This window comes from Flavobacterium movens, from assembly GCF_039581425.1.
GTDB lineage: Bacteria > Bacteroidota > Bacteroidia > Flavobacteriales > Flavobacteriaceae > Flavobacterium > Flavobacterium luteolum.
The window spans coordinates 565271-586555 of record NZ_JBCPXY010000002.1 but is presented as its reverse complement, the minus strand read 5'-3'; the positions used below and the strand labels follow the sequence as shown (position 1 = coordinate 586555).

20 protein-coding genes are annotated in these 21285 nt (G+C 34.2%); 10 read left to right on the top strand and 10 right to left on the bottom strand.

What is annotated here, in order from left to right:
* The first annotated feature begins 228 nt into the window (after window positions 1-228).
* The 7 genes from AAYQ05_RS05860 to AAYQ05_RS05830 all read left to right on the top strand — a co-directional run bounded on the left by AAYQ05_RS05860 (window position 229) and on the right by AAYQ05_RS05830 (window position 6607).
* On the top strand, window positions 229-888 hold the full coding sequence (locus tag AAYQ05_RS05860) for a response regulator transcription factor (protein WP_281633268.1): 660 nt from the start codon (window positions 229-231) through the stop codon (window positions 886-888).
* A 99-nt stretch (window positions 889-987) separates the two neighbouring features.
* On the top strand, window positions 988-2472 hold the full coding sequence (locus AAYQ05_RS05855; RefSeq protein ID WP_343541825.1) for an MFS transporter: 1485 nt from the start codon (window positions 988-990) through the stop codon (window positions 2470-2472).
* A gap of 95 nt (window positions 2473-2567) precedes the next feature.
* A complete protein-coding gene (locus AAYQ05_RS05850) occupies window positions 2568-3833 on the top strand; it encodes an alginate export family protein (RefSeq protein ID WP_343541822.1) in 1266 nt (421 codons plus the stop codon).
* A gap of 138 nt (window positions 3834-3971) precedes the next feature.
* A complete protein-coding gene (locus AAYQ05_RS05845) occupies window positions 3972-4337 on the top strand; it encodes a hypothetical protein (RefSeq protein WP_281633271.1) in 366 nt (121 codons plus the stop codon).
* Window positions 4338-4478: 141 nt separating this feature from the next.
* Window positions 4479-5258 carry a DUF6896 domain-containing protein gene (locus tag AAYQ05_RS05840; protein ID WP_281633272.1) on the top strand — a complete coding sequence of 260 codons (780 nt, stop codon included), beginning with the start codon at window positions 4479-4481 and terminating at the stop codon, window positions 5256-5258.
* A gap of 11 nt (window positions 5259-5269) precedes the next feature.
* Complete coding sequence (locus AAYQ05_RS05835) at window positions 5270-5983, top strand: exonuclease/endonuclease/phosphatase family protein (protein ID WP_343541819.1); 714 nt, start codon at window positions 5270-5272, stop codon at window positions 5981-5983.
* Window positions 5984-5986: 3 nt separating this feature from the next.
* Window positions 5987-6607, top strand: a complete 621-nt coding sequence (locus tag AAYQ05_RS05830; RefSeq protein WP_343541817.1) for a class I SAM-dependent methyltransferase — start codon at window positions 5987-5989, stop codon at window positions 6605-6607.
* 88 nt (window positions 6608-6695) lie between these two features.
* Here the strand turns inward: AAYQ05_RS05830 and AAYQ05_RS05825 are convergent, their stop codons facing one another.
* On the bottom strand, window positions 6696-7400 hold the full coding sequence (locus AAYQ05_RS05825; protein ID WP_343541816.1) for a Crp/Fnr family transcriptional regulator: 705 nt from the start codon (window positions 7398-7400) through the stop codon (window positions 6696-6698).
* A 177-nt stretch (window positions 7401-7577) separates the two neighbouring features.
* Between AAYQ05_RS05825 and AAYQ05_RS05820 the strand changes: the two genes are divergently transcribed.
* The 3 genes from AAYQ05_RS05820 to AAYQ05_RS05810 all read left to right on the top strand — a co-directional run bounded on the left by AAYQ05_RS05820 (window position 7578) and on the right by AAYQ05_RS05810 (window position 13483).
* Window positions 7578-11093, top strand: coding sequence for a molybdopterin-dependent oxidoreductase (locus AAYQ05_RS05820; RefSeq protein WP_343541815.1), 3516 nt, complete (start codon window positions 7578-7580; stop codon window positions 11091-11093).
* 210 nt (window positions 11094-11303) lie between these two features.
* Entirely contained in the window at window positions 11304-12734 is a 1431-nt protein-coding gene (locus tag AAYQ05_RS05815) for a rubredoxin (protein ID WP_281633277.1), read from the top strand.
* A 131-nt stretch (window positions 12735-12865) separates the two neighbouring features.
* Window positions 12866-13483, top strand: coding sequence for a hypothetical protein (locus AAYQ05_RS05810; protein WP_343541810.1), 618 nt, complete (start codon window positions 12866-12868; stop codon window positions 13481-13483).
* A gap of 189 nt (window positions 13484-13672) precedes the next feature.
* Here AAYQ05_RS05810 and moaA read toward each other — a convergent pair whose 3' ends face one another.
* The 9 genes from moaA to AAYQ05_RS05765 all read right to left on the bottom strand — a co-directional run bounded on the left by moaA (window position 13673) and on the right by AAYQ05_RS05765 (window position 21150).
* Window positions 13673-14680: a GTP 3',8-cyclase MoaA gene (gene moaA / locus AAYQ05_RS05805; protein ID WP_343541808.1), complete on the bottom strand. Its 1008-nt coding sequence runs from the start codon at window positions 14678-14680 to the stop codon at window positions 13673-13675.
* Window positions 14667-15581 carry a bifunctional molybdenum cofactor biosynthesis protein MoaC/MoaB gene (gene moaCB / locus AAYQ05_RS05800; protein WP_343541806.1) on the bottom strand — a complete coding sequence of 305 codons (915 nt, stop codon included), beginning with the start codon at window positions 15579-15581 and terminating at the stop codon, window positions 14667-14669. Before moaCB ends, moaA begins: the two co-directional genes overlap by 14 nt.
* The gene (locus tag AAYQ05_RS05795; protein ID WP_281633281.1) at window positions 15581-16012 is read right to left on the bottom strand and encodes a molybdenum cofactor biosynthesis protein MoaE; all 432 of its coding nucleotides are present in this window, start codon (window positions 16010-16012) and stop codon (window positions 15581-15583) included. Before AAYQ05_RS05795 ends, moaCB begins: the two co-directional genes overlap by 1 nt.
* A 276-nt stretch (window positions 16013-16288) precedes the next feature.
* Entirely contained in the window at window positions 16289-17359 is a 1071-nt protein-coding gene (moeB, locus tag AAYQ05_RS05790; RefSeq protein ID WP_343541805.1) for a molybdopterin-synthase adenylyltransferase MoeB, read from the bottom strand.
* A 10-nt stretch (window positions 17360-17369) separates the two neighbouring features.
* Window positions 17370-17609 (bottom strand): MoaD/ThiS family protein, encoded by a 240-nt coding sequence (locus AAYQ05_RS05785; RefSeq protein WP_281633283.1) that lies wholly within the window; start codon window positions 17607-17609, stop codon window positions 17370-17372.
* Between the two features lie 2 nt (window positions 17610-17611).
* On the bottom strand, window positions 17612-18400 hold the full coding sequence (cobA, locus tag AAYQ05_RS05780; protein ID WP_343541804.1) for a uroporphyrinogen-III C-methyltransferase: 789 nt from the start codon (window positions 18398-18400) through the stop codon (window positions 17612-17614).
* Window positions 18401-18406: 6 nt separating this feature from the next.
* On the bottom strand, window positions 18407-18982 hold the full coding sequence (locus tag AAYQ05_RS05775) for a molybdenum cofactor guanylyltransferase (protein WP_343541802.1): 576 nt from the start codon (window positions 18980-18982) through the stop codon (window positions 18407-18409).
* 95 nt (window positions 18983-19077) lie between these two features.
* Entirely contained in the window at window positions 19078-19824 is a 747-nt protein-coding gene (locus AAYQ05_RS05770) for a sulfite exporter TauE/SafE family protein (RefSeq protein ID WP_343541801.1), read from the bottom strand.
* Between the two features lie 153 nt (window positions 19825-19977).
* Window positions 19978-21150 carry a molybdopterin molybdotransferase MoeA gene (locus AAYQ05_RS05765; protein ID WP_343541800.1) on the bottom strand — a complete coding sequence of 391 codons (1173 nt, stop codon included), beginning with the start codon at window positions 21148-21150 and terminating at the stop codon, window positions 19978-19980.
* Window positions 21151-21285 lie beyond the last annotated feature (135 nt).

Below are 21285 nucleotides of genomic sequence, written 5' to 3'. Positions count from 1 at the left end.
GACAAATTAGATGCAAAGACTTCATCAAAAAACCACACAAAAAAATAACCGATTAACAACCTTATTTTCACATTCCTCCATTATCTAATTGACAAATTTTCTAATTATCTAATTTTTCTATTGCCACATTTTCTAATTATCTAATTAAAAAATTCAAAAATTACGTATATTAGCATCTTCTTTTTAGATGAATATACGTAAAAGTCGAGAATCAAAATTAAGTAAACTATGAGCAATATCATTCGAGTAGTACTGGCAGATGACCATGTTTTTGTTAGGGACGGAATCAAATCCTTACTGGAAAATGAAGCAAACATCGAGGTTGTAGGCGAAGCAATCGATGGTGCAGACGCTCTGGAAGTAGTTGCAAAAACGCAGCCAGACTTACTTATAGTAGATATTCGTATGCCCAACTTAACTGGTATCGAGGTAGTAGAAAAACTTAGAAGCGAGAATAACAACGTAAAAATCATCATGCTTTCGATGCATGAATCAGAAGAATATGTATTGAAATCGATTAAAGCAGGCGCCGACGGTTATTTATTAAAAGGCTCAAGCAAAGAAGAATTCTTAAAGGCATTGCACAGTGTCGCTGCTGGCGGAAAATATTTCAGTGGAGATATTTCTTCTATATTAATTGGACAATTGACTAATTCTTCGGTATCATTAGAACCAAAACAAACCTTGGGAGAAGAAATGATGATTACGAAAAGAGAAAAAGAAATCCTAACACTTCTTTTGTCCGGAAAAGGAAATAAAGAAATCGCCGAAGCTCTTGATATTAGTAAAAGAACTGCCGAAGTGCATCGTTTTAACCTAATGAAAAAACTGAAAGTAAAAAACCTAATGGAACTTTCAAACAAAGCAGCTGAGTATTCTTTAATTTAAAAAAAATACGTATAAATACGTAATTATTTTTCAAAAACTGCGTTTTGGCAGGTTTTAACTAAGTTATAGTACTTATTTTTACATAAAAATATAAGTGCTATGAAAAATACAAACTCACTATCGCAATCACACAAAATTTTATTTTTGAACACATTGGCATTTACAGTGTGTTTTGCCTGCTGGACATTAAATGGGGTTCTGGTAACCTTTTTAGTCGATAACGGAATTTTCCATTGGGATGTTATTCAAGTTGGATGGCTTTTGGGTATTCCAATTTTAACTGGATCTATAATGCGTCTGCCAATTGGAATCTTGACAGATAAATTTGGAGGAAAATATGTTTTTTCACTTTTGCTGCTTCTAAGTTCGATTCCGCTGTTCCTTCTTCCCTACGCCGACAGTTTTTTTATGTTTGCCGTACTTAGTTTCTTCTTCGGAATGGTCGGAACCAGTTTTGCAGTCGGAATTGGATATACCTCAATTTGGTATCCAAAAGAATGGCAAGGACGCGCACTCGGAATCTTCGGAATGGGAAATGCTGGTGCAGCCATTACAACATTCTTAGCACCATCGTTATTAAACCATTTTTCAATTGATGATCCACAAAACGGTTGGAAAATTCTGCCTGTTATTTACGCTATTTCATTGGTTGCAATTGGTGTTGCGTTTTTAATTTTCGCTCAAAACAAAAAAATAGAAAGCAACGGTAAATCTATTTCGCAAATGCTTACGCCTTTAAAATCACAAAGAGTTTGGCGTTTCGGAGCCTATTATTTCTTGGTTTTCGGATGTTTTGTAGCTTATTCACAATGGTTATTGCCAAATTTTATGAACGTGTATCAAACAAGTTTGGTAATGGGAGGTTTATTTGCCACTATGTTTAGTTTGCCATCTGGAGTAATTAGAGCTTTTGGAGGTTATTTGTCCGATAAATTTGGAGCTCGAAAAGTGATGTATTGGGTTCTGGGTTCCTCGGTAATCTTAAGTGCTTTGCTATCAATTCCTAAAATGGAAATTACCACTTCTGGCCCAGGAATATTAGCGGCTAAAAAAGGCGTTGTAAACGAAATTAATGATAAAACCGTAAAAGTTGGTGATAAAGAATATCCTATTGCACAAAAGAAAGCTACGACAAATGAAAGCACTATTTTTCCAACCACTTCAAGCTGGCAAGATGTTGTAGTCGCACACAATCAAAGCGTGGCTAAAAAAGAGCTAATTGCAAAAGGTGTAACTGTGATTAAGTTTGACGCTAATATGTGGGTGTTTTTGATTCTAGTAATTCTAATCGGGATTTCTTGGGGAATTGGAAAAGCGGCAGTTTACAAACATATTCCAGAATATTTCCCAAAAGAAGTTGGCGTTGTTGGCGGAATGGTCGGAATGATTGGCGGTTTAGGCGGTTTCTTTGGCCCCATTATCTTCGGATATTTACTAACAGCAACCGGAATCTGGTCTAGTTCATGGATCTTTATTCTAATCTTTTCAACTGTCTGCCTGATTTGGATGCATTATACTATAACACAATTATCTAAAGAGAAACAAATTAAAGTAAGTAAAGCAAAATTAGAACCAGCATATTAGACTTAGATTAAAAAAAAATTAGAAATATGATTCCAGTCATAGCAAAACATGGCTTTTTCTTATAAATTTACCTTCGATAAAAACCTAACAATTTTATGAAAAAACTTAAACTAATTTTAATACTTATCGTCGGATTAAGTTTTGAAATCCAAGCTCAAGAATTAGATGTAAATCTGCAAATTAGGCCACGTTTTGAATATCGTAACGGTTACAAAACCCTTCTTCCTGAAGGACAAAAAGGAACCTCTCAAATTTCACAGCGTTCTCGTTTAGGAATCAATTTCAAACAAGACGATTTAATTCTAAAATTAACTTTCCAAAATACAAGAACATGGGGAGATGTCCCTCCTGCTACGGTTGCCGATAAAAATGGAGTGGCGGTCTTCGAAGCTTGGGCACAATATAATTTCACTGAAAAATGGAGTGCCAGAATAGGACGTCAAGTTCTTTCTTATGATAATCAGCGTATTTTGGGTGAAATGGATTGGGCACAGCAAGGCCAAAGCCACGATGCGTTAACGGTTTCTTTTCATGATGAAACTCAAAAATTAGATTTTGGAGGCGCTTACAATTCAACAGCAGAAAATGTTGTTCAAACTCCATATACCGTTGCCAATTATAAAGCAATGCAATATGCTTGGTACCATAACCAATTTAACGAAAAATTAGGCGCGAGCTTTTTACTGCTTAATACTGGCTACGAATATGCTCCCGATCCAGCTCCTTCTACAAAACTATTAGTAGATTACATGCAAACTTTTGGTCCCTATTTAACTTATAAAAAAGATAAAATTGATACCAGTTTTTGGCTGTATGGACAAACTGGAAAAAACACCGATCAGCAAGTTAGTGCCTGGAATGCTGCTGCCAACGTTACTTATAGCATAACTGATTCCTTTAAAGCTGGCTTAGGTTACGAATTTTTATCTGGAAAAGATTCAAATGACGGAAGCACGGTAATTAAGTCTTTTAACCCAATTTTTGGAACCAACCACGGATTTAACGGTTACATGGATTATTTTTATGTTGGAAATCATTTAAAAAACGTTGGTTTACAAGACGCTTTCTTAAAATTGAATTACAATGTAAACAAATGGCAATTTGCTTTGATTCCACACGTATTTTTATCTGCAGCCGATGTAGTGAATGTTAACGAAAAAATGGATTCTTACTTAGGAACTGAGATTGATGCCACTTTTGGATATAATTTCAAAAAAGATATTACTGTTACAGGAGGTTATTCTCAAATGTTCGGATCTAAAACTATGGAGTTTATCAAAAACGGAGACGCAAATCACACCAACAATTGGGCTTGGTTAATGGTTTCTGTGAACCCAAGAATTTTTAGCTGGAAAAAATAGTTTTTCTTTAAAATTAACTCAAATATTTTACCCTTTTCCTATTTCGGAAAAGGGTAATTTTTTTTTAACATTCTAAAGTACAATTATATATTTTAATACTTATATTTGAGGCGATTATGAACCCCCAATTCTATCCTAATGAAACCATTTCTAAAATTATCTTTGGTGACTTTTATTGTCACGCAAACAGGCATCGCGCAAAAGTACAATGACGCCTTAATTTCTAAAAACTCTGAAATAAATTTTGCTAAAACGCAAAAAAGAGGAATCAAGAAAAACAACATTGTTTATTATGTCGAGAATGACTTACAAACCATTTCTGCCTACAAGAGAAGCAAATTGAAATGGCAGACCAATGTAATTTCTGTTTGCGGAAAACCAAAAAAAGGTGAACCTGAAATTAGATATGTTGGTTATAATTCAGACAAACTCCTTATCGTTATCGGAAAACATAATTTTGCTGAAATCGACATTAACAGCGGTGAAACAAAATTTGTTGGTTAAGATTAAAGAAATCTAAATATATAAATTGCCCTTTCTCTATTTTGAGAAAGGGTATTTTTTTATTAATCGCATAAACATCTTTTTTTAATATATTTGATTGATCAAAATGATAATTTGAATCAATTATTTGAATTCCGGATATTGAAAAGAGATACAGAAATAATAACAATAAACTCAATTGATCAAATTCCTTCATTAGAAGCAATAAAACGCATACCTAGAAATATAACTTTGAAAATTATTTTCGGGAATTCTGTTCAAAATCAACGTGAAACTATTGGTCAAAATTTTAAAAAGGAACTACAAGGATTTCAAGTTGGAATTCATCTTTTAAATCCAGAAATTAACATTGCTAAACTAATTACAAATCAAGAAATTGAAGAACATCAAGATTTCTTCGAAAACTGTGCAAAGGATTATAGAGAATTAGGTAGGAAACTAATCTTTGAGTTAGCAAAACAATTTAAAATTACAATGTTTGAAAACTATCCCATATTAGCTTTTAATAAATTGAAAGGTGATAAAAGAGGACGTGGAAAAATGGGTGATTGGAAATATTTTTTTCACGGATTTCATTGTTGGTTTGAAAATCAAAAAACAGGACAAACAATTGAAGTTCCATTAACTTTTGGTCTTGAGTTTGGTGATTTAGATCCTTATTTTTTTTCAATTTTTATTAAATCCACACCAAATTATCAGCCGTTACCTGTTGAAATTTACGAAGATTATGCAGATGGTGTTAGAATAAATGAAAAGATGCTTTCTCTGGGAAAATTTGAACACATCAATTCAAATTTTAAAAATCATTTCGGAATTGTAGTTACAGATCGGGAAAAAATAGAAATCAAAGAATATATACCTGAAGAAAATATCACAAAAAGAAAATTTAGCTTTTGGAATATTATTAGACTCAAATTTTAAATTCTTACCAAATGAACCTAATCGCTTGGAACTGCAATATGGCATTCAGAAAAAAAGCTCAATATATTCAAGCTTTGAATCCTGATATTGCTGTAATTTCTGAGTGTGAAAGTCCTGAAAAACTCAAATTTCCAGATGGCATAAAATTACCTTCGGATATTCTTTGGTACGGCGAAAATCCTAATAAAGGAATTGGCGTTTTTTCGTTCGGAGATTATAAATTTGAATTGTTAGAATGTCATAATCCAACTTTCAAAAACATCCTTCCAATTGCCGTAACAGGCGAAAAAATTGACTTTACTTTATTTGCTATTTGGGCCAATAATCCTGCGGATAAAGATGGCGCTTATGTAACTCAGATCTGGAAAGCAATCAATTATTACGAAGATTTGATCAAAGAAACCAAAACCATTTTAATTGGCGATTTCAACAGCAATACGATTTGGGACAGACCACGTCGCGAAGGAAATCATACAACGGTTGTAAACACATTAGCCGAAAAGAATATTTTCAGTATATATCATAAATACTTCAATCAAATTCAAGGTAAAGAAGAACATCCAACTTTATACCTTCATAAAAAAGAAAACAAGCCTTATCATATTGATTATTGCTTTGCTTCAAATGATTTTATGGAAGTTTTAGAAAGCGTCGAAGTTGGCGCTTACAAAGATTGGACGTTGTATAGCGACCACAAACCCTTAATCATTAAATTCAATATATAAACCATGAACAACTGGACTCAACGTTGGGACGACCGTTACAAAAGCGAAGAATTTGCATACGGCGAAGAACCTAACAATTATTTAAAAGAAGAACTTGAAAAACTAAATCCCGAAACAATACTTTTTCCTGCCGAAGGCGAAGGACGAAATGCTGTTTTTGCAGCAAAATTGGGTTGGACTGTTTCAGCTTTTGATATCAGCGAAGAAGGAAGAAACAAAGCTTTAAAACTTGCTGAAGCTAATAACGTTTCAATTGACTATCAAGTTGGAGAATTAGAAACTTTAGATTTCGAGGAAAACCAATTTGATGCAATTGCCTTGATTTATGCGCATTTTCCTGCCGAAATCAAATCGGATATTCACAAACAGCTGAATAAATTATTGCGCAAAAACGGAATCATAATTTTTGAAGCTTTCAGTAAAAAGCATTTAGAATATGTAACCAAAAACGAAAAAGTTGGCGGACCAAAAGACATTGAATCTCTTTTTTCAATCGAAGAAATTAAAGCCGATTTTCCAAATTATGAAATCATCGAATTGGAAGAAAAAGAAATCGAATTAAACGAAGGTTTATTTCACAATGGAACTGGTTCTGTAATTCGATTTATTGGCAAAAAAAAATAAATCACACTCGACGTAGAGACGCGAAGAAGTGCGTCTCTACGATAAAGAAACCTTTGCAACTTTGAACCTTTGTAGCTTTGCCCCTTATTTAAAAATACTTATGCTCCATAATTTCAAAGCGTAATTCCTCAACATTCAAAATCCCAATTCGCTTGCCCTCCGTTTTAATCAAAGATTCTTTTTTGAGGCTTGATAGAATACGAATAGCCTGTTCTTCAGTCGTTCCTGCAAAATCGGCAATTTCTTTTCGCGAAAGTTCAATATCAATCAAGCCATTCGTTTGTCCGAATTTGCGATGAATATAAAGCAATAGATCAATGACACGTTCCCGAACATTCATGTGCGCAATCTTACGAATGTTATTTTCGCTTTTATTCAATTCTTCAGCATAAAACAACATTAAAGCATAGGTAAATTCAGGAACATGCTGTAAAATTTCCTGCATGGTTTCATTGCTGAAATTACACAAAACTGTATCTTCAAGCGCATAAGCGCCAATTAAGTATTTTTTTCCAGTTCCAAATCCGCGAAAGCCAATTATATCTCCGTTTTTGGTCAATCGAACAATTTGTTCACGGCCGTTAATTCCGGTTTTTACCGTTTTTGCCTTTCCTTTACAAATAAAATAAAGACCTTGCAACGGCGCACCTTCTGTAATAAATTGATCAGATTTTTTGCAGAGCGTATTTTGTTTTTTAGAAATATAACCTGCCATCTGTTCTAAATGCAGATGTTTCTTGATAAAACAATTTTCATTGACGCAGGAATAACAAACGGTTTGTTCTTCTTTCATGAGTCCTAAATTTTAGCAGATTAAAAACTAATTTGTTGTCCCTCATTTATTTTCATCAAAATTAAAAAAATAAATTCAAAAAATACGTATTAATACGTAAAAATACTTATTTTTGCGTAAGTACTTTTCTAAAGTCAGACCAATCACTATAAAGTAGTATCTCTAAATAGAACTCTAATGCAAACTACGAAGATCAAAACTACGTGTTCCTATTGCGGCGTTGGCTGTGGTATAATCGTGACCAATGATGCTAAAAACGGCGTGATGGTAGAAGGTGACAAAGATCATCCTGTAAACAAAGGAATGTTATGTTCAAAAGGAATGAATTTGCATTACGTAGTCAACGATACTTCTGACCGAATTTTATATCCCGAAATGCGCGGGAGCAAATCCTATCCGCTGGAACGCGTAAGTTGGGATACCGCTCTAGACCGTGCTGCTGCTGTTTTTTCCTCTATTATAAAAAAACACGGACCAGATAGTGTTGGATTTTATATTTCAGGACAATGTTTAACCGAGGAATATTACCTAGTCAATAAATTGGTAAAAGGATTTCTGAAAACGAATAATATTGATACCAATTCCAGACTTTGCATGAGTTCGGCAGTTGTGGGTTACAAAAAGACTTTTGGAGAAGATTCTGTTCCCATTGCCTATGATGATATTGAGTTGGCGGACACTTTTTTAATTACAGGCGCAAATCCGGCTTGGTGTCACCCTATTCTTTTCAGAAGATTGGAAAAACACAAAGAGAAAAATCCGAAAACTAAAATAATTTGTATCGATCCCAGAAGAACCGATACGGCCGCTTTTGCCGATTTACATTTGCAGATTATTCCTGGTTCAGATATTATTTTATATCATGCCATTGCGCGAAGAATTATCGAAAAAGGATATGTAGATCATGATTTCGTTAAAAATCACGCAGAAAATTTCAAACAATACAAAGATTTAGTTTTAGGAACTTCTCTTGAAAAAGCCTCTAAACTTTGCGGAATTTCGGCAAACGATATTAAACTTGCCGCCGATATTATTGGGAAAGCAAAAGGTTTTATTTCGCTTTGGGCAATGGGTTTAAACCAAAGTGCAGTTGGAGTAGATAAAAATACAGCATTGCTGAATTTATCTTTATTAACAGGGCAAGTCGGAAAACCAGGTTCTGGACCATTTTCATTAACAGGTCAGCCCAACGCAATGGGCGGACGCGAAGTTGGCGGAATGGCAACACTTTTAGCCGCGCACAAAGACATTGCGAATCCAACACATCGCAAAGAAGTGGCTGATTTTTGGGGTGTTGACGAGATTTCGGACAAACCAGGTTTAACAGCGACGGAAATGTTTGAAGCTTTAGAATCAGGAAAAATGAAAGCGGTTTGGATAATCTGCACAAATCCGCTAGTGAGTTTACCCGATTCTAGAAGAGCCGAAAAAGCACTTCAAAATGCTAAATTCGTAGTCGTTCAGGATATTTCTCACAATGCCGATACAGCCAAATTTGCTGATTTATTATTGCCTGCTGCGGGCTGGTTAGAAAAAGAAGGAACAATGACCAATTCGGAGCGTCGTATTTCCTATCTGCCTAAAGGGATCAATGCACCTGGAGAAGCACTTCCTGATATTGAAATCTTGATTCGTTTTGCTAAAAAAATGAATTTCAACGGATTCAATTTCAATAGCGCCGAAGAAGTCTACAAAGAACATTGTGCGCTTACTAAAAACACTAATATTGATATTTCATTCTTAAATTATAATCGTTTAAAAACTGAAGGCACTTTTCAATGGCCAGTTCCAGATTATAATCATCCCGGAACTCCAAGATTATTTACAGATAAAAAATTCTATACGCCTTCTGGAAAAGCAATTTTTAATCTGCCTGTTTCTATAGAAAATACATCGGTTCAGCCAAATGATGAATTCCCTTTTATTTTAACAACAGGAAGAATTCGTGATCAATGGCATACGATGACCAAAACTGGAAAAGTTTCTCGTTTGTTGACGCATATTCCAAGTCCAGTTTTAGAAATAAATCCGATTGATGCTTTTAAAAACGATATTAAAAATGGTGATATTGTTGTAGTTTCAAGCAAAAACGGAGAAGTTCGTGTAAAAGCAAAAGTTACCGATTCAATCAAAGAAAAAGTAGTTTTTCTACCGATGCATTGGGGAAAACAGCTCGAAAACGATTTGAATAGAACGAATAATTTAACGAATACGGTTGTCGATCCAATTTCAAAAGAACCTGATTTTAAGTTCACAACCGTTTCGATTAAAAAATATGTAAAACCATTCCAGAAAATTGCGATTGTTGGCGCTGGAGCGGCTTCTTTTCGATTTATTCAAAACTATCGTGAATTCAATTCTACCGATGAAATTATTGTTTTTTCCAATGAAATAAATCCGTTTTACAATCGTGTTTTGCTTCCTGAATATATGACGGGAGAATTCAGTTGGGAACAGCTTTTAAAGGTAAAAGATGGGGAAGCTTTCAGTAAGTTGAAAATCACAATGAAAGCTGGAGTGGCAATTGAAAAATTAGATCCAAAACAAAAAACAATTATAGATAGTCAAGGTGAAACTCACACTTTCGATTCTTTGATTATAGCAACTGGAAGCCGTCCTTTCGTTCCCGAAAATGCACAGCTTCATCTTCCTGGACGTTTTACCGTTAGAAGAAAAGAAGATGCTGATCGCTTGAAAAAACATTTAGACAGCACCAATCTTCCGCCAGAAGAACAGCACGTTGTCATTATCGGCGGCGGATTACTAGGATTAGAATTGGCCGCAGCTTTAAAACATAAAAAAGTAAAAACAACTATAATTCAAAGGGCTTCACGTTTGATGGAGCGTCAATTAGACCGAATTTCAAGCAAATTATTAGCCGAAGAAGTTCAGCTTCGTGACATTCAAATTTATTTTGATAATGAAGTCAGCACGGTTTTCGAAACAGATAATCCGAATGAGATTGAAATTGCTTTAAAAAGTGGCAAAATCATAACGGCAAATGCAATTGTATACACGATTGGAACAATTCCGAATATTGAAATTGCTCGTGAAAGCGGTTTAGCCTGCGGACGCGGTGTGAAGGTAAATCAGTATTTGCAGACTTCAAATCCAGATATTTTTGCAATTGGAGAAATAGCAGAATTTGATAATAAGTTATTCGGAATTACTTCTGCAGCTGAAGAACAAGCTGATATTCTAGCGAATTTCCTTGCTGGCGATATTAGCAGTTATTACAAAGGTTCGATTTTAATGAATATTTTAAAACTAGAAGACATCAACCTTTGCAGTATTGGCGATTTAACAATTCCTGAAAATGACGATTCGTACGAAGAAATTGTTTTTGCCGATTTAAAGAAACGTTATTACAAAAAGTGCATCGTAAAAGACGATCTTTTGGTTGGTGCGATTTTGATGGGCGATAAAAACGAGTTTGCTGAATTTAAAACCATGATTGAAAGCAAAATCGAATTATCAGATAAACGAAATACGCTTTTAAGAGGGAGCTCAAATGCAAAACCGGTTCTAGGAAAATTGGTTTGTTCGTGTAGTCAAGTTGGAGCTGGAAACATTGAAGAAACCATTAAAAGCGGTGTTAATGATTTCACTGAATTATGCAAAAATACAGGTGCAGGTTTAGGATGTGGAAGCTGTAAAACAGAAGTTAAGGAGATTCTCGCTAAATGTAAATAGTTTAATATATGTTTCAAGTTTTATTTGTTTCAGTTTCAAGTTGCGCATCATTTGTCATTTTGAGGAACGAGAAATCTTCGCAAGAAACTCCATAAAGTAATTAGTCAATCTTTGTCGAGCTACGTACGAAGATTTCTCGTTCCTCAAAATGACAAGATTGCGGTAAAACCTGAAACTTGAAACCTGAAACCTGAAACAAAAACTAAAAAAATGGAACTAACAAGATTAATAGTAAAAGGAGGCGTTATTTCGCCAGGAGAACTTAAAGAAGTTGTAAACATCGCTTTGAAAGAAGGTCTGGATTCGATTTCGTTTGGTTCTAGACAGGATATTATTTTCCCAAAAGGCTTTAAATCTTTAGATAAAACCACTTTAGGAAAACATCATTTTGTTTATCCGGATCAAAAAAGCGGCAACAATATTGTTTCATCTTATGTTTCGACAGATATTTTCAGAAATACCAATTGGCTTACTGGAAATAGATTTTTATATATTTTGGAAGAATTTAAAGAACAGCCAAAACTTAAAGTCAACATAACCGATCCGAAACAGCAATTAGTTCCTTTGTTTACAGGACATTTGAACTTTATCGCTTCGGAGCATGAAGATTATTGGTACTTATATATTCGTCTCCCAAAATGGGAGAAAATAGAAGTCTATCCTGTTTTGATTTACAGCTGGGATTTGGCTAAGATTTATTATGAAATCGAAAAGATTTCTGAAGAAGAAATAACGGATATCGAACTGCTTTTTACTTTGGTAAGCGAAGCTTTAGATACCAACAACCGAACAATCGACAAACCGTTGAATATTCCTTTTTATCCATTTCCGTATTATGAAGGAATGAATAGAATGGGAATTGATCAATATTGGTTGGGTTTGTATTGGAGAAATAATTTATACGATTTGGATTTCTTAAAAGAAATGTGCGATTTATGTTTTGAATGCAAAATCGGCAAAATCTGTATCACGCCTTGGAAATCTTTCATTATAAAAGGAATTCCGAAAGATCGAAAACTAGAATGGGAAAAATTCTTAGGGAAACGAGGCATCAACGTACGCCATTCTTTATTAGAATTGAATTGGCATTTACCCGTTGCGATGGAATGGGCTTTGAATCTTAAAACTTTTCTGGTTCGAACTTTAGATCAATTCGACATCAGCACCTATGGATTGAACTTTGGAATTTCAGAATACAATCGCGACGGACATTATTTTACTTCGATTGTCATCGAAAAAAATGAGCTCCCAAAAGACTTGGAATCTATTAAGATCAGAGATACCTATAATGTTTTGTTTGCGAAGAATTTCGACCCAAATACACGTGAATACATTGTACACTCTCAAGATATCGACAAACTGGAACTGCCAACCATTTTAATCGAGTTAAGCCGAAAATATTTTGACGAACTTGGAAACACAGCTGCAGAAACAACAGAAAATCTTCAGAAAAAAGAAAAACCACAGTTGGATATATACCAATGTCAGGAATGCTTAACTCTTTACAATTCTCAATACGGAGACGAAACCCAAGGAATTCCAAAAGGTCTTTTGTTTGAAAATCTACCAGAATCTTATTGCTGTTCTCTTTGTGAAGCACCAAAAAGTAATTTTAGAATTTTGGAAGCAGTTGAAAATTAGCGAGTTCTATTATTTCTGTATTCAAAAATTGCGTATATTTAACTTAACTAAGAGTTTATATTAAATAAATATACTTCAAAGGCTTTAAAATCACTTGGTTAAAATCTATTCATTCAATAAAAAATACAGTTATGATAAAAAGAACAACACAATCTTCTGCTGACAAAGCTACTGATGTTCCAGCGGAAACAGCTGTAGAAAGTACTACAGAAATACAACCAGAAACTAAGACAACAATTAAAAGAACTACTAGAACTGCAGTAAAACCAACAACTGCAAAAACAGCCACTACTAGAACGGCTGCTGCAAAAGCACCTGCTGCAACTGTCAAAACTGCAGCAAAAACTCCCATAAGAGCGGCTTCTAAAACAGCACCAGGAGCCACGGTGAAAAAACCTGCAACAACAGCTGCAAAAACAGAACCTATCGTTTCTGAAATTGTAGAAATTAAAACCAATGACGTTGCAGAAAACAAACCTGTTGTAACTGTTGAGAAAATTGGTAAAGAGAAAAACGACATAAAATCAAAGCTTAAAGCTAAACTTAAAGCCAAAAAAGACAAAGAAAAGAAAAGAGAAAAAGCGATTAAAGCTGTTATCAAAAAATTAGAAAAAGCAAAAAAAGCAAAACTAAAAGCAGCTGAAAAGAAAAAAGAAAAGGCTAAAAAAGCGAAAGAAAAAGCTAAAGCTAAGAAACTTGAAAAGAAAGCGAAAGCTCAGAAAAAGGCAAAAGCGAAAAAGAAAAAATAGCTTTGAGAAAGGTTTGACTTTGAAAAAAGTTAAACCTTTTTTTATCTTTTGAAAATACAGTTTTGCCATTTCGATGAAGGAGAAATCTCCGCGAAAAGTTCCGCATGCAAAATCGATAATCTGTGTAGAGTTACTTGCGAAGATTTCTCCTCCGTCGAAATGACAATATTGTGTAAATTCTAAAGAAACCTAACCCCCAATCGCAATCATGCTGCGATTATCAAAATGTTTTGTAGGATCGTCCATTTCATCCATCGTAACCATTCCTGCACGGACTTTCTTTTTGTTTTGAATCGATTCTGAAATCAAATTTTCAATAGATTCGCCATTTCTATAAGCCGTCAACAAATCGGTTTCGGAATTAGAGAAAAGGCAGTTTTTTATTTTCCCGTCTGCTGTCAAGCGGATGCGGTTGCAACTGTCACAAAACGGATTTGTTATGGAACTGATAATTCCGAAATCGCCTTGAAAACCTTTTATTTTATAATTTCTTGAAGTGAAGTTTTTTTCTTCTTCTAGTTTTTGAATTTCTTCCGAAGAAAATTGCGTTTCAACTAACGATAAAATTTCGTTCTGTGATACCATTTTGCTTCTGTCCCACTCGTTTCCAGCAAATGGCATGAATTCTATAAATCGAACCGAAATAGGCAGAAACTGAGTCAGTTTTACAAAATCTACAATTTCATTATCATTAAACCCTTTTATCAAAACCACATTTACTTTTACCTGAAAATCGTTATTCAAAAGTAAATGCAGATTATCAATCACTTTCTCAAACTGATTTCTAAGCGTTATTGAAGCGAATTTAGAAGAAACCAAAGTATCTAAGCTGAGATTGATTTTTTTGACATTAAACTGCTTTAAAACCTCAATTTGACGATCAATTAAAATTCCGTTTGTAGTCAAAGAAAGTGAAATATTTAAATGCGATAATTTAGAAACAATTTCTGGAAAATCTTTTCTTAACAAAGGTTCACCACCAGTTAACCTGATTTTGTCAACACCATTTTTTACGAAAGTCTGAGCAATTGCAAAAATCTCATCGGCCGTCATTAAACTAGCTTTTGGAGACAATGCGATTCCATCCGCTGGCATACAATATGTACAACGCAGGTTGCATTTTTCCAGCAGCGAAATGCGCAGATAATTATGCTTGCGCCCAAAACCATCCGTCAAAATAGTATTAGAGGCTGTCATGATTTTTTCCTTTTAAAATATGAAAAACATGCATTACATGCGGAAAAACAGCATCCATAGATTCTCTTACTCCGTTTGTTGAACCTGGCAAAGCCAAAACCAGACTTTTTCCTAAAGTTCCTGCAACACTTCTAGAAAGCATTGCATACGGCATTCTTTGCTGACCGTAACTGCGAATGGCTTCTTCAATTCCTGGAATTCTGCTTTCCAATAATGGTTCTAAAGCTTCTGGTGTAACATCTCTCGGAGATAAACCTGTTCCGCCTGTAAAAATGACCAACTGATTTTCTTTAGCGAAAGCTTTGGTTTTTTCCTGAATAATATCCAATTCATCTGGAATGATTTCGTAATGAGAAGTTTCAACTCCGTACGAATCTAGTTTTTCTACAATCGTTTTTCCTGAGCGATCTTCTTTATCGCCTGCAAAAATCGAATCGGAACAAACAAAAACTGCCGCTTTAATTACATTCGGAAACTTATTTTTGAAAGATGATTTTCCGCCTTCTTTATTGATTAATTTGATAGTCGAAATTTCGATTTCCTTGTCAATTGGTTTCAGCATATCGTACATCGTCAAGGCTACAATCGAAGCTCCATGCATGGCTTCAACCTCAACTCCGGTTTTATAAACGGTTTTTACACTGAAAATAATATGAATATCTAATCCTTCTATATTGTATTCAACAGCAGTATATTCAATTGGAAGCGGATGACAGTCTGGAATAGATAAATGGGTATTTTTTACTGCAAATAATCCGGCAGTTTTTGCCATTTCCAGTACATTTCCTTTTGGCACTAAATTATTCACAACAGCATCAATAGTTTCCTGTCTGCTGACTTTTACAATTGCTGTTGCTGTTGCTTTTCTTAATGTGCTTATTTTATGCGTAATATCTACCATTAACTATTTTGTTTCCAAGTGAATGTATCGTTTTCAAACATTTCTTTACCAAAAATTGGCACATCTGTTTTTATCCAATTTACTATGGCTTCTGTGGCTTCATAAACTTGTTTTCTGCGTGTTGCTGAAACAAAAACGAACAAACAGATTTCGCCCGCTTTTACAACGCCTAAGCTGTGATAAATATGCATGCAGGTTAAGTCAAACTTAGCGAAGGCCTTTTCGCGAATGGCATACAAAGCTTCATTTGCCATGTCTTTATAGGCCGAATAATCAATCGCTACGACTGTGTTATCATGAATAACATCGGCACGAACTTGTCCTAGAAAAATATTGTGTGCTCCAATTGTATGTTTCGACTGGTGTTTAGCGATCGATTCGGCTATAAATTCAGGAGCAATTGGTCCTTCTACAAATACATTTTTACTCATTTTTTATTTTTTTTTGCCACAGATTATATGGATTAAAATGATTTTTCTTTTGCCACGACTCGAGCGATAGCAAACAGGCGAAGCAATTACACGAATTTTCACAAATTAACACTCAATATTGTCATTTCGACGGAGGAGAAATCTTCGCAAGGAACTCCTCACAGTAATTCGCCAATCTTTGTCGAGTTTCTCGTGGAGATTTCTCCTCCGTCGAAATGACAAACTATAATGAATGACAAACTAAACAAAGTATTTCAAAATCATTTTAATCTGTGGCTATAATTTTATCTCAGTTGCTAATAATTGTTTCATTGCCAAAGCGCCTCCTGCAATGCTTTTTATATTTTTAAATTGATGTTTTTGAAGCAATTCAGCCGCAATTTTACTTCTGATTCCGGATTGACAGAAAACATAGATTTTTTGACTTTTATCCAGTTTTTCTATTTCCTTTTCTAAATGCATTAACGGAATCTGAATTTGATTCTGTAAACTGATTTTTGGCGATTCATCGATATTTCTAACATCAAGAAAAAGAACCTCATCATTGTTTATTTCGTCTAAAACGGATTCAAAATTTATTTCTTTAATTTCCGTTTTATTATATTTTTCTTCGAATGTTTCTCTGCTAATAGACTGAACATCACTTTTTTCAAAATCATACTTCTGCTGTTCATTATTCAAAATAGTATAAACCAAAATTTTTCCGCTCAAAACTTCTCCAACTCCAAGAATCATTTTTATGACTTCATTGGCTTGAAACATTCCGATAATTCCAACTGAAATGCCAATTACACCAGCGTCTTCACAATTTGCAGCATTCGAATTTTCATCTGGATACAAGCATCTGTATGTTGGTCCGTTTTGATAATTGAAAACTGAAACTTGCCCCTGAAATCTAAAAATAGACCCGTAAACCATTGGTTTATTCGTCACGATACAAGCATCATTAATCAGATATTTAATCGAAATATTGTCTGTTGCATCGACAATAATATCATATTTTTCAAATAACGAAATGGCATTTCTTCCAGATAATTTTTCAGAGAAAGCATTCACTTTTATTTCTGGATTTAATTCAGAAATCATCATTTTAGCTTCTTCCGCTTTGGATTTTCCAACAGCCGAAGTTTTATAAATAACCTGACGGTGAAGATTCGAAACATCGATTACATCATCATCAACAATTCCGATTTCACCAACTCCTGCACCAGCCAAATAAGGTAAAACCGCAGCACCTAAACCGCCCGCACCAATCACCAAGACTTTCGCTTTTGATAATTTATACTGTCCTTCTACTCCTATTTCGGGAAGAATTGCCTGTCGGTTATATCTTGTTGATTCTTTCATTATTTTTCAATTAACCGCCAGCAAATGGCGGCAACAAAGCTACGATATCGCTAGTCTGTAAAGTATAATCTGAAGTTTTAGAAACTATCTTCTGATTTACCGCAACGCTAAAAGTCAGTGATTTGAATTCATATTTCTCGTTCAAATCCTGCAACAATTTTTGCAATGACAATTCTTCAGAAAAAGATAACTTTTCGAATTCACATTTTGTCTTTTCAGCAACAGCTCCAAAATATTTAACCTCGATCATTTTTATAAATTTAAATTCTGGAAAATGAATTCGTCTTCAAAGTGTTCTTGAAAATACGAAATCCAGCTCGATGTATTTCTGACTACTTCGCCAATCACGATAATGGCTGGCGATGATATATTTTTTTCAACCACCAATTTAGTAATTGTATTGATAGTTCCTATTACTTTTTGCTCCGAATTTTTCGTTCCGTTTTGTATAATGGCAATTGGCAGATCATCATTTCTGTTTTGCTGATAGATTGAAATAATTTCATCCAGTTTATGCATCCCCATTAAAATCACAACAGTTGCTGCCGATTTTGAAGCCAAATGAACGTCTTTTGACAATTCATGAGATGAAGTTGTTCCTGTAATAACCCAAAAACTTTCGGCTACTTTGCGCTGTGTCAAACTGATTCCGACTGAAGCAGGAACTCCTAATGCTGACGAAATTCCAGGCACAATAGCCGTTTCGATTCCAAAATCTTCAGCAAATTCAATTTCTTCACTTCCTCTTCCAAAAACAAACGGATCACCGCCTTTTAAACGAACCACATGTCCGTGAGTTTTTGCCATGGAAACAATCAATTCGTTAATCTGATCTTGTGTGTAAGCATGACAGCCCAAACGTTTTCCGACAAAAACAATTTCTGCATTCGATGCATATTCTAGTAATTCTTCGTTTACCAAAGCATCATACAAAACCACATCGGCACTTTTTAAAGCTTTAATTGCTTTTAGCGTAATCAATTCAACATCGCCTGGACCTGCGCCGACAATGGTTAATTTTGGTGTTTTTAAAGTTTTCATAGTGCTTTAAATTGAATTGATATTTATTAAATCATCTAATTCGTCTGCCGAATTAATATTGCTTAAATGATAATTTTCACTTTCTTCTATATTGATAATCTGATGTGGCAATTTTGCTAGCAGATCCATCATTTTTAATTCATTAGAATCAATTGCTTCTTTTATTATCGGAACAATATTTTTTGAATAAATTCCGATTAAAGGGTGTGTCTTACTTTCTGATGCAAAAACTGTAATTCCTGCTTCTTGCGTATGTTTTGAAATTAATTCTTGTAATAATTCGGTTGAAATTAACGGAATATCACAGCTTAAAATCAGATTGAATTCGGTTTCAGAATATGACAGTGCGGTGTAAATTCCTCCCAACGGACCTTTGTCTACTATTAAATCTGGTATTTTTTGATAGGGCAAATAATCATATTCTTTTGATCCTGTAATCAGCTTAATCTGATCTGTTATGGGTAAAATAGCCTGAATAATATGTTCTATGAATGGCTTATCCTGAAACAAAACCAAACCTTTTTCTGATTGCATTCTAGTGCTTTTTCCTCCGCAAAGAATAAATACTGTTAGTGTTTCCATGGTCTTTTTTGTTTCAGGTTTTCTTTGTTTTAAGTTTCAAGTTTTAGATTCATTATCTAATTATCTAAATAGCTAATTATCTCATTTTTCTATTTTCAAGGAAAGATCAATTTAACGCTTGCCATTAAAATCACTGTCCCTAATACCATTTTTAATGTTCTGTTAGAGAAAGAGCCGCTTCCGTAAAAACCTCCTAACATTCCTCCTACTACAGCAATTGGAACGAGATAAAAACTTTCCATCGGTATCGTTTTTCCGCCTAAAAAGAATCCTAACATTCCCGCAAATGAATTCACAAAAATAAATAAACTTGAGATTGCCGCCGATTCTTTTACAGATGCCCATCCTAAAAACAATAGAATCGGACTTAATATAATTCCGCCGCCAATTCCTAGCATTCCAGACAATAATCCGATGGCAAAACCAATTGCCAAAGCAAACGGAAGATTTATTTTTACTTCCTCTTTTTCTCTAAAATTAAAGACTCCAAACAACCTCAACGCTGCAAAAACCAATACAAGTCCTAAAACAATTTTATAAATCGCATTATCTAAGGTTATAAAACCACCAATAAACGCTGCTGGAATCGATGCAATGGCAAACGGATAAAAGAGCTTTGGTTTGAAATAATTATTTTTATAATAAAACAAAAACGAAATACTAGAAACAAACAAATTCAACAGCAAAGCCGATGGTTTCATTACCGAAACTGGAAAAGCAAAAATGCTCATCAATGCTAAATATCCTGATGCTCCGCCGTGCCCGACACTTGAATATAAAAACGCTATTATAATTAAGGCGAAACTAAATAATAGTATATTTTCGGAAGTTAAGAGGCTCATGTTTTTTGTTTAATCGTTTATTTGGTTAACTGTTTAATCGTTTTTTATTTGCTATATGTTTTTATTTATACAGCGCTTTCCGTTTTTTATCTAAATATCTCTTTTCTATTTAATCTTTGTTCTTTGCTCTTTCTTCTTCCTTTCTAAAAACCTTTAATCAATGGGCAAGATTGTTACTGAAGCTCCTTTTTTAATGTTTTCAATATCATGAGGCACAATTACCAAACCATTTGCAATAGCAAAAGAATTTAGCATTGAAGAGGCTTGCCCTTCTAAAATCGTAACAATTGTTTCATTGTACAATGCCTTTAAAAAAAGTGTTTTCCCTGTGGTATTTACGACCTCGCTATCTAATTTTCGAACAATCTTTGGCAAATGTGTATTAGAAAATCCCATTTTATTTTTGACTGCTGGATATACATAAATGTAAAAATTAGTCAAAGATGAAGCAGGATTTCCAGGCAACGCAAATACCAAAGTATCTTTTTTAGAACCAAAAAACATAGGCTTTCCAGGTTTCTGATTGATCTTGTAAAAAAGTTCTTCTACTCCGTTTTTCAATAATGCTTCTTTTACAAAATCATAGTCTCCAACAGAAATTCCGCCAGATATAAGCACAATATCATTCTTTTTAAGAATGGATTCCAAGGCTTTTTTTGTTGCTTTTAAATTGTCTTTAACAGTATGAACTTTAATTTTATTAACGCCTATAGTCTGCAATGCAGCTTGAAGCATTATAGAGTTGCTTTCGTAGATTTTTCCTTTTGAAAGTTTTTTTCCAGGTTTTACCAATTCATTACCTGTAACTAAAATAGCCACTTTTGGCTTTTTATAAACCGTTATTTCTGTAATTCCTAAACACGCTAGAAAACCAATTGCAGCTGGTGTAATCAGGGTATTGGCATCAAAAACAACATCTTCTGCATTAATCTGTTCACCTTTACTTCTAACATTGGCAAAAGGTTCTGGCATTTTTGCAATCAGAATAGAATCTCCGTTTACCATTACATGTTCCTGCATAACAACGGTATCTGCATCATTAGGAACATAAGCACCAGTAAAAATACGAACGGCTTCAGTCTCTTTTAGTTTTATATTGGCATGATCTCCAGCTTGAGAAATTCCTACTACATCAAACTGATGTCTTCGTGAATGAATAAAAGCATAACCATCCATTGCTGACTGGCGAAAAGGAGGCATTGAAATTGGCGAATAAACTGTTTCTGCTAAAATATATCCCAACGCCTTATCCACAGAGATTTTCTGAGTGGTCAAAACAGAACTATTTGCTGCAACAATTTCTAAAGCTTCTTTTACTTCTATCATTTCTTCGGATTATAAAACTAAGTAAAAATACTTAATACAAATATAAGTATTTATCGTTAGGTTGATTAAAAAATTTGAATTTTCTTTTTGATACGTATAAAATTACTCTAATTTATTCAAAATCAACTTTAAATT

Bases quoted from the DNA above. Each gene is read 5' to 3' on its own strand.
- AAYQ05_RS05860 (WP_281633268.1), top strand. From the start codon at position 229: ATGAGCAATATCATTCGAGTAGTACTGGCAGATGACCATGTTTTTGTT.
- AAYQ05_RS05855 (WP_343541825.1), top strand. From the start codon at position 988: ATGAAAAATACAAACTCACTATCGCAATCACACAAAATTTTATTTTTG.
- AAYQ05_RS05850 (WP_343541822.1), top strand. From the start codon at position 2,568: ATGAAAAAACTTAAACTAATTTTAATACTTATCGTCGGATTAAGTTTT.
- AAYQ05_RS05845 (WP_281633271.1), top strand. From the start codon at position 3,972: ATGAAACCATTTCTAAAATTATCTTTGGTGACTTTTATTGTCACGCAA.
- AAYQ05_RS05835 (WP_343541819.1), top strand. From the start codon at position 5,270: ATGAACCTAATCGCTTGGAACTGCAATATGGCATTCAGAAAAAAAGCT.
- AAYQ05_RS05830 (WP_343541817.1), top strand. From the start codon at position 5,987: ATGAACAACTGGACTCAACGTTGGGACGACCGTTACAAAAGCGAAGAA.
- AAYQ05_RS05825 (WP_343541816.1), bottom strand. From the start codon at position 7,400: ATGAAAGAAGAACAAACCGTTTGTTATTCCTGCGTCAATGAAAATTGT.
- AAYQ05_RS05820 (WP_343541815.1), top strand. From the start codon at position 7,578: ATGCAAACTACGAAGATCAAAACTACGTGTTCCTATTGCGGCGTTGGC.
- AAYQ05_RS05815 (WP_281633277.1), top strand. From the start codon at position 11,304: ATGGAACTAACAAGATTAATAGTAAAAGGAGGCGTTATTTCGCCAGGA.
- AAYQ05_RS05810 (WP_343541810.1), top strand. From the start codon at position 12,866: ATGATAAAAAGAACAACACAATCTTCTGCTGACAAAGCTACTGATGTT.
- moaA (WP_343541808.1), bottom strand. From the start codon at position 14,680: ATGACAGCCTCTAATACTATTTTGACGGATGGTTTTGGGCGCAAGCAT.
- moaCB (WP_343541806.1), bottom strand. From the start codon at position 15,581: ATGGTAGATATTACGCATAAAATAAGCACATTAAGAAAAGCAACAGCA.
- AAYQ05_RS05795 (WP_281633281.1), bottom strand. From the start codon at position 16,012: ATGAGTAAAAATGTATTTGTAGAAGGACCAATTGCTCCTGAATTTATA.
- moeB (WP_343541805.1), bottom strand. From the start codon at position 17,359: ATGAAAGAATCAACAAGATATAACCGACAGGCAATTCTTCCCGAAATA.
- AAYQ05_RS05785 (WP_281633283.1), bottom strand. From the start codon at position 17,609: ATGATCGAGGTTAAATATTTTGGAGCTGTTGCTGAAAAGACAAAATGT.
- cobA (WP_343541804.1), bottom strand. From the start codon at position 18,400: ATGAAAACTTTAAAAACACCAAAATTAACCATTGTCGGCGCAGGTCCA.
- AAYQ05_RS05775 (WP_343541802.1), bottom strand. From the start codon at position 18,982: ATGGAAACACTAACAGTATTTATTCTTTGCGGAGGAAAAAGCACTAGA.
- AAYQ05_RS05770 (WP_343541801.1), bottom strand. From the start codon at position 19,824: ATGAGCCTCTTAACTTCCGAAAATATACTATTATTTAGTTTCGCCTTA.
- AAYQ05_RS05765 (WP_343541800.1), bottom strand. From the start codon at position 21,150: ATGATAGAAGTAAAAGAAGCTTTAGAAATTGTTGCAGCAAATAGTTCT.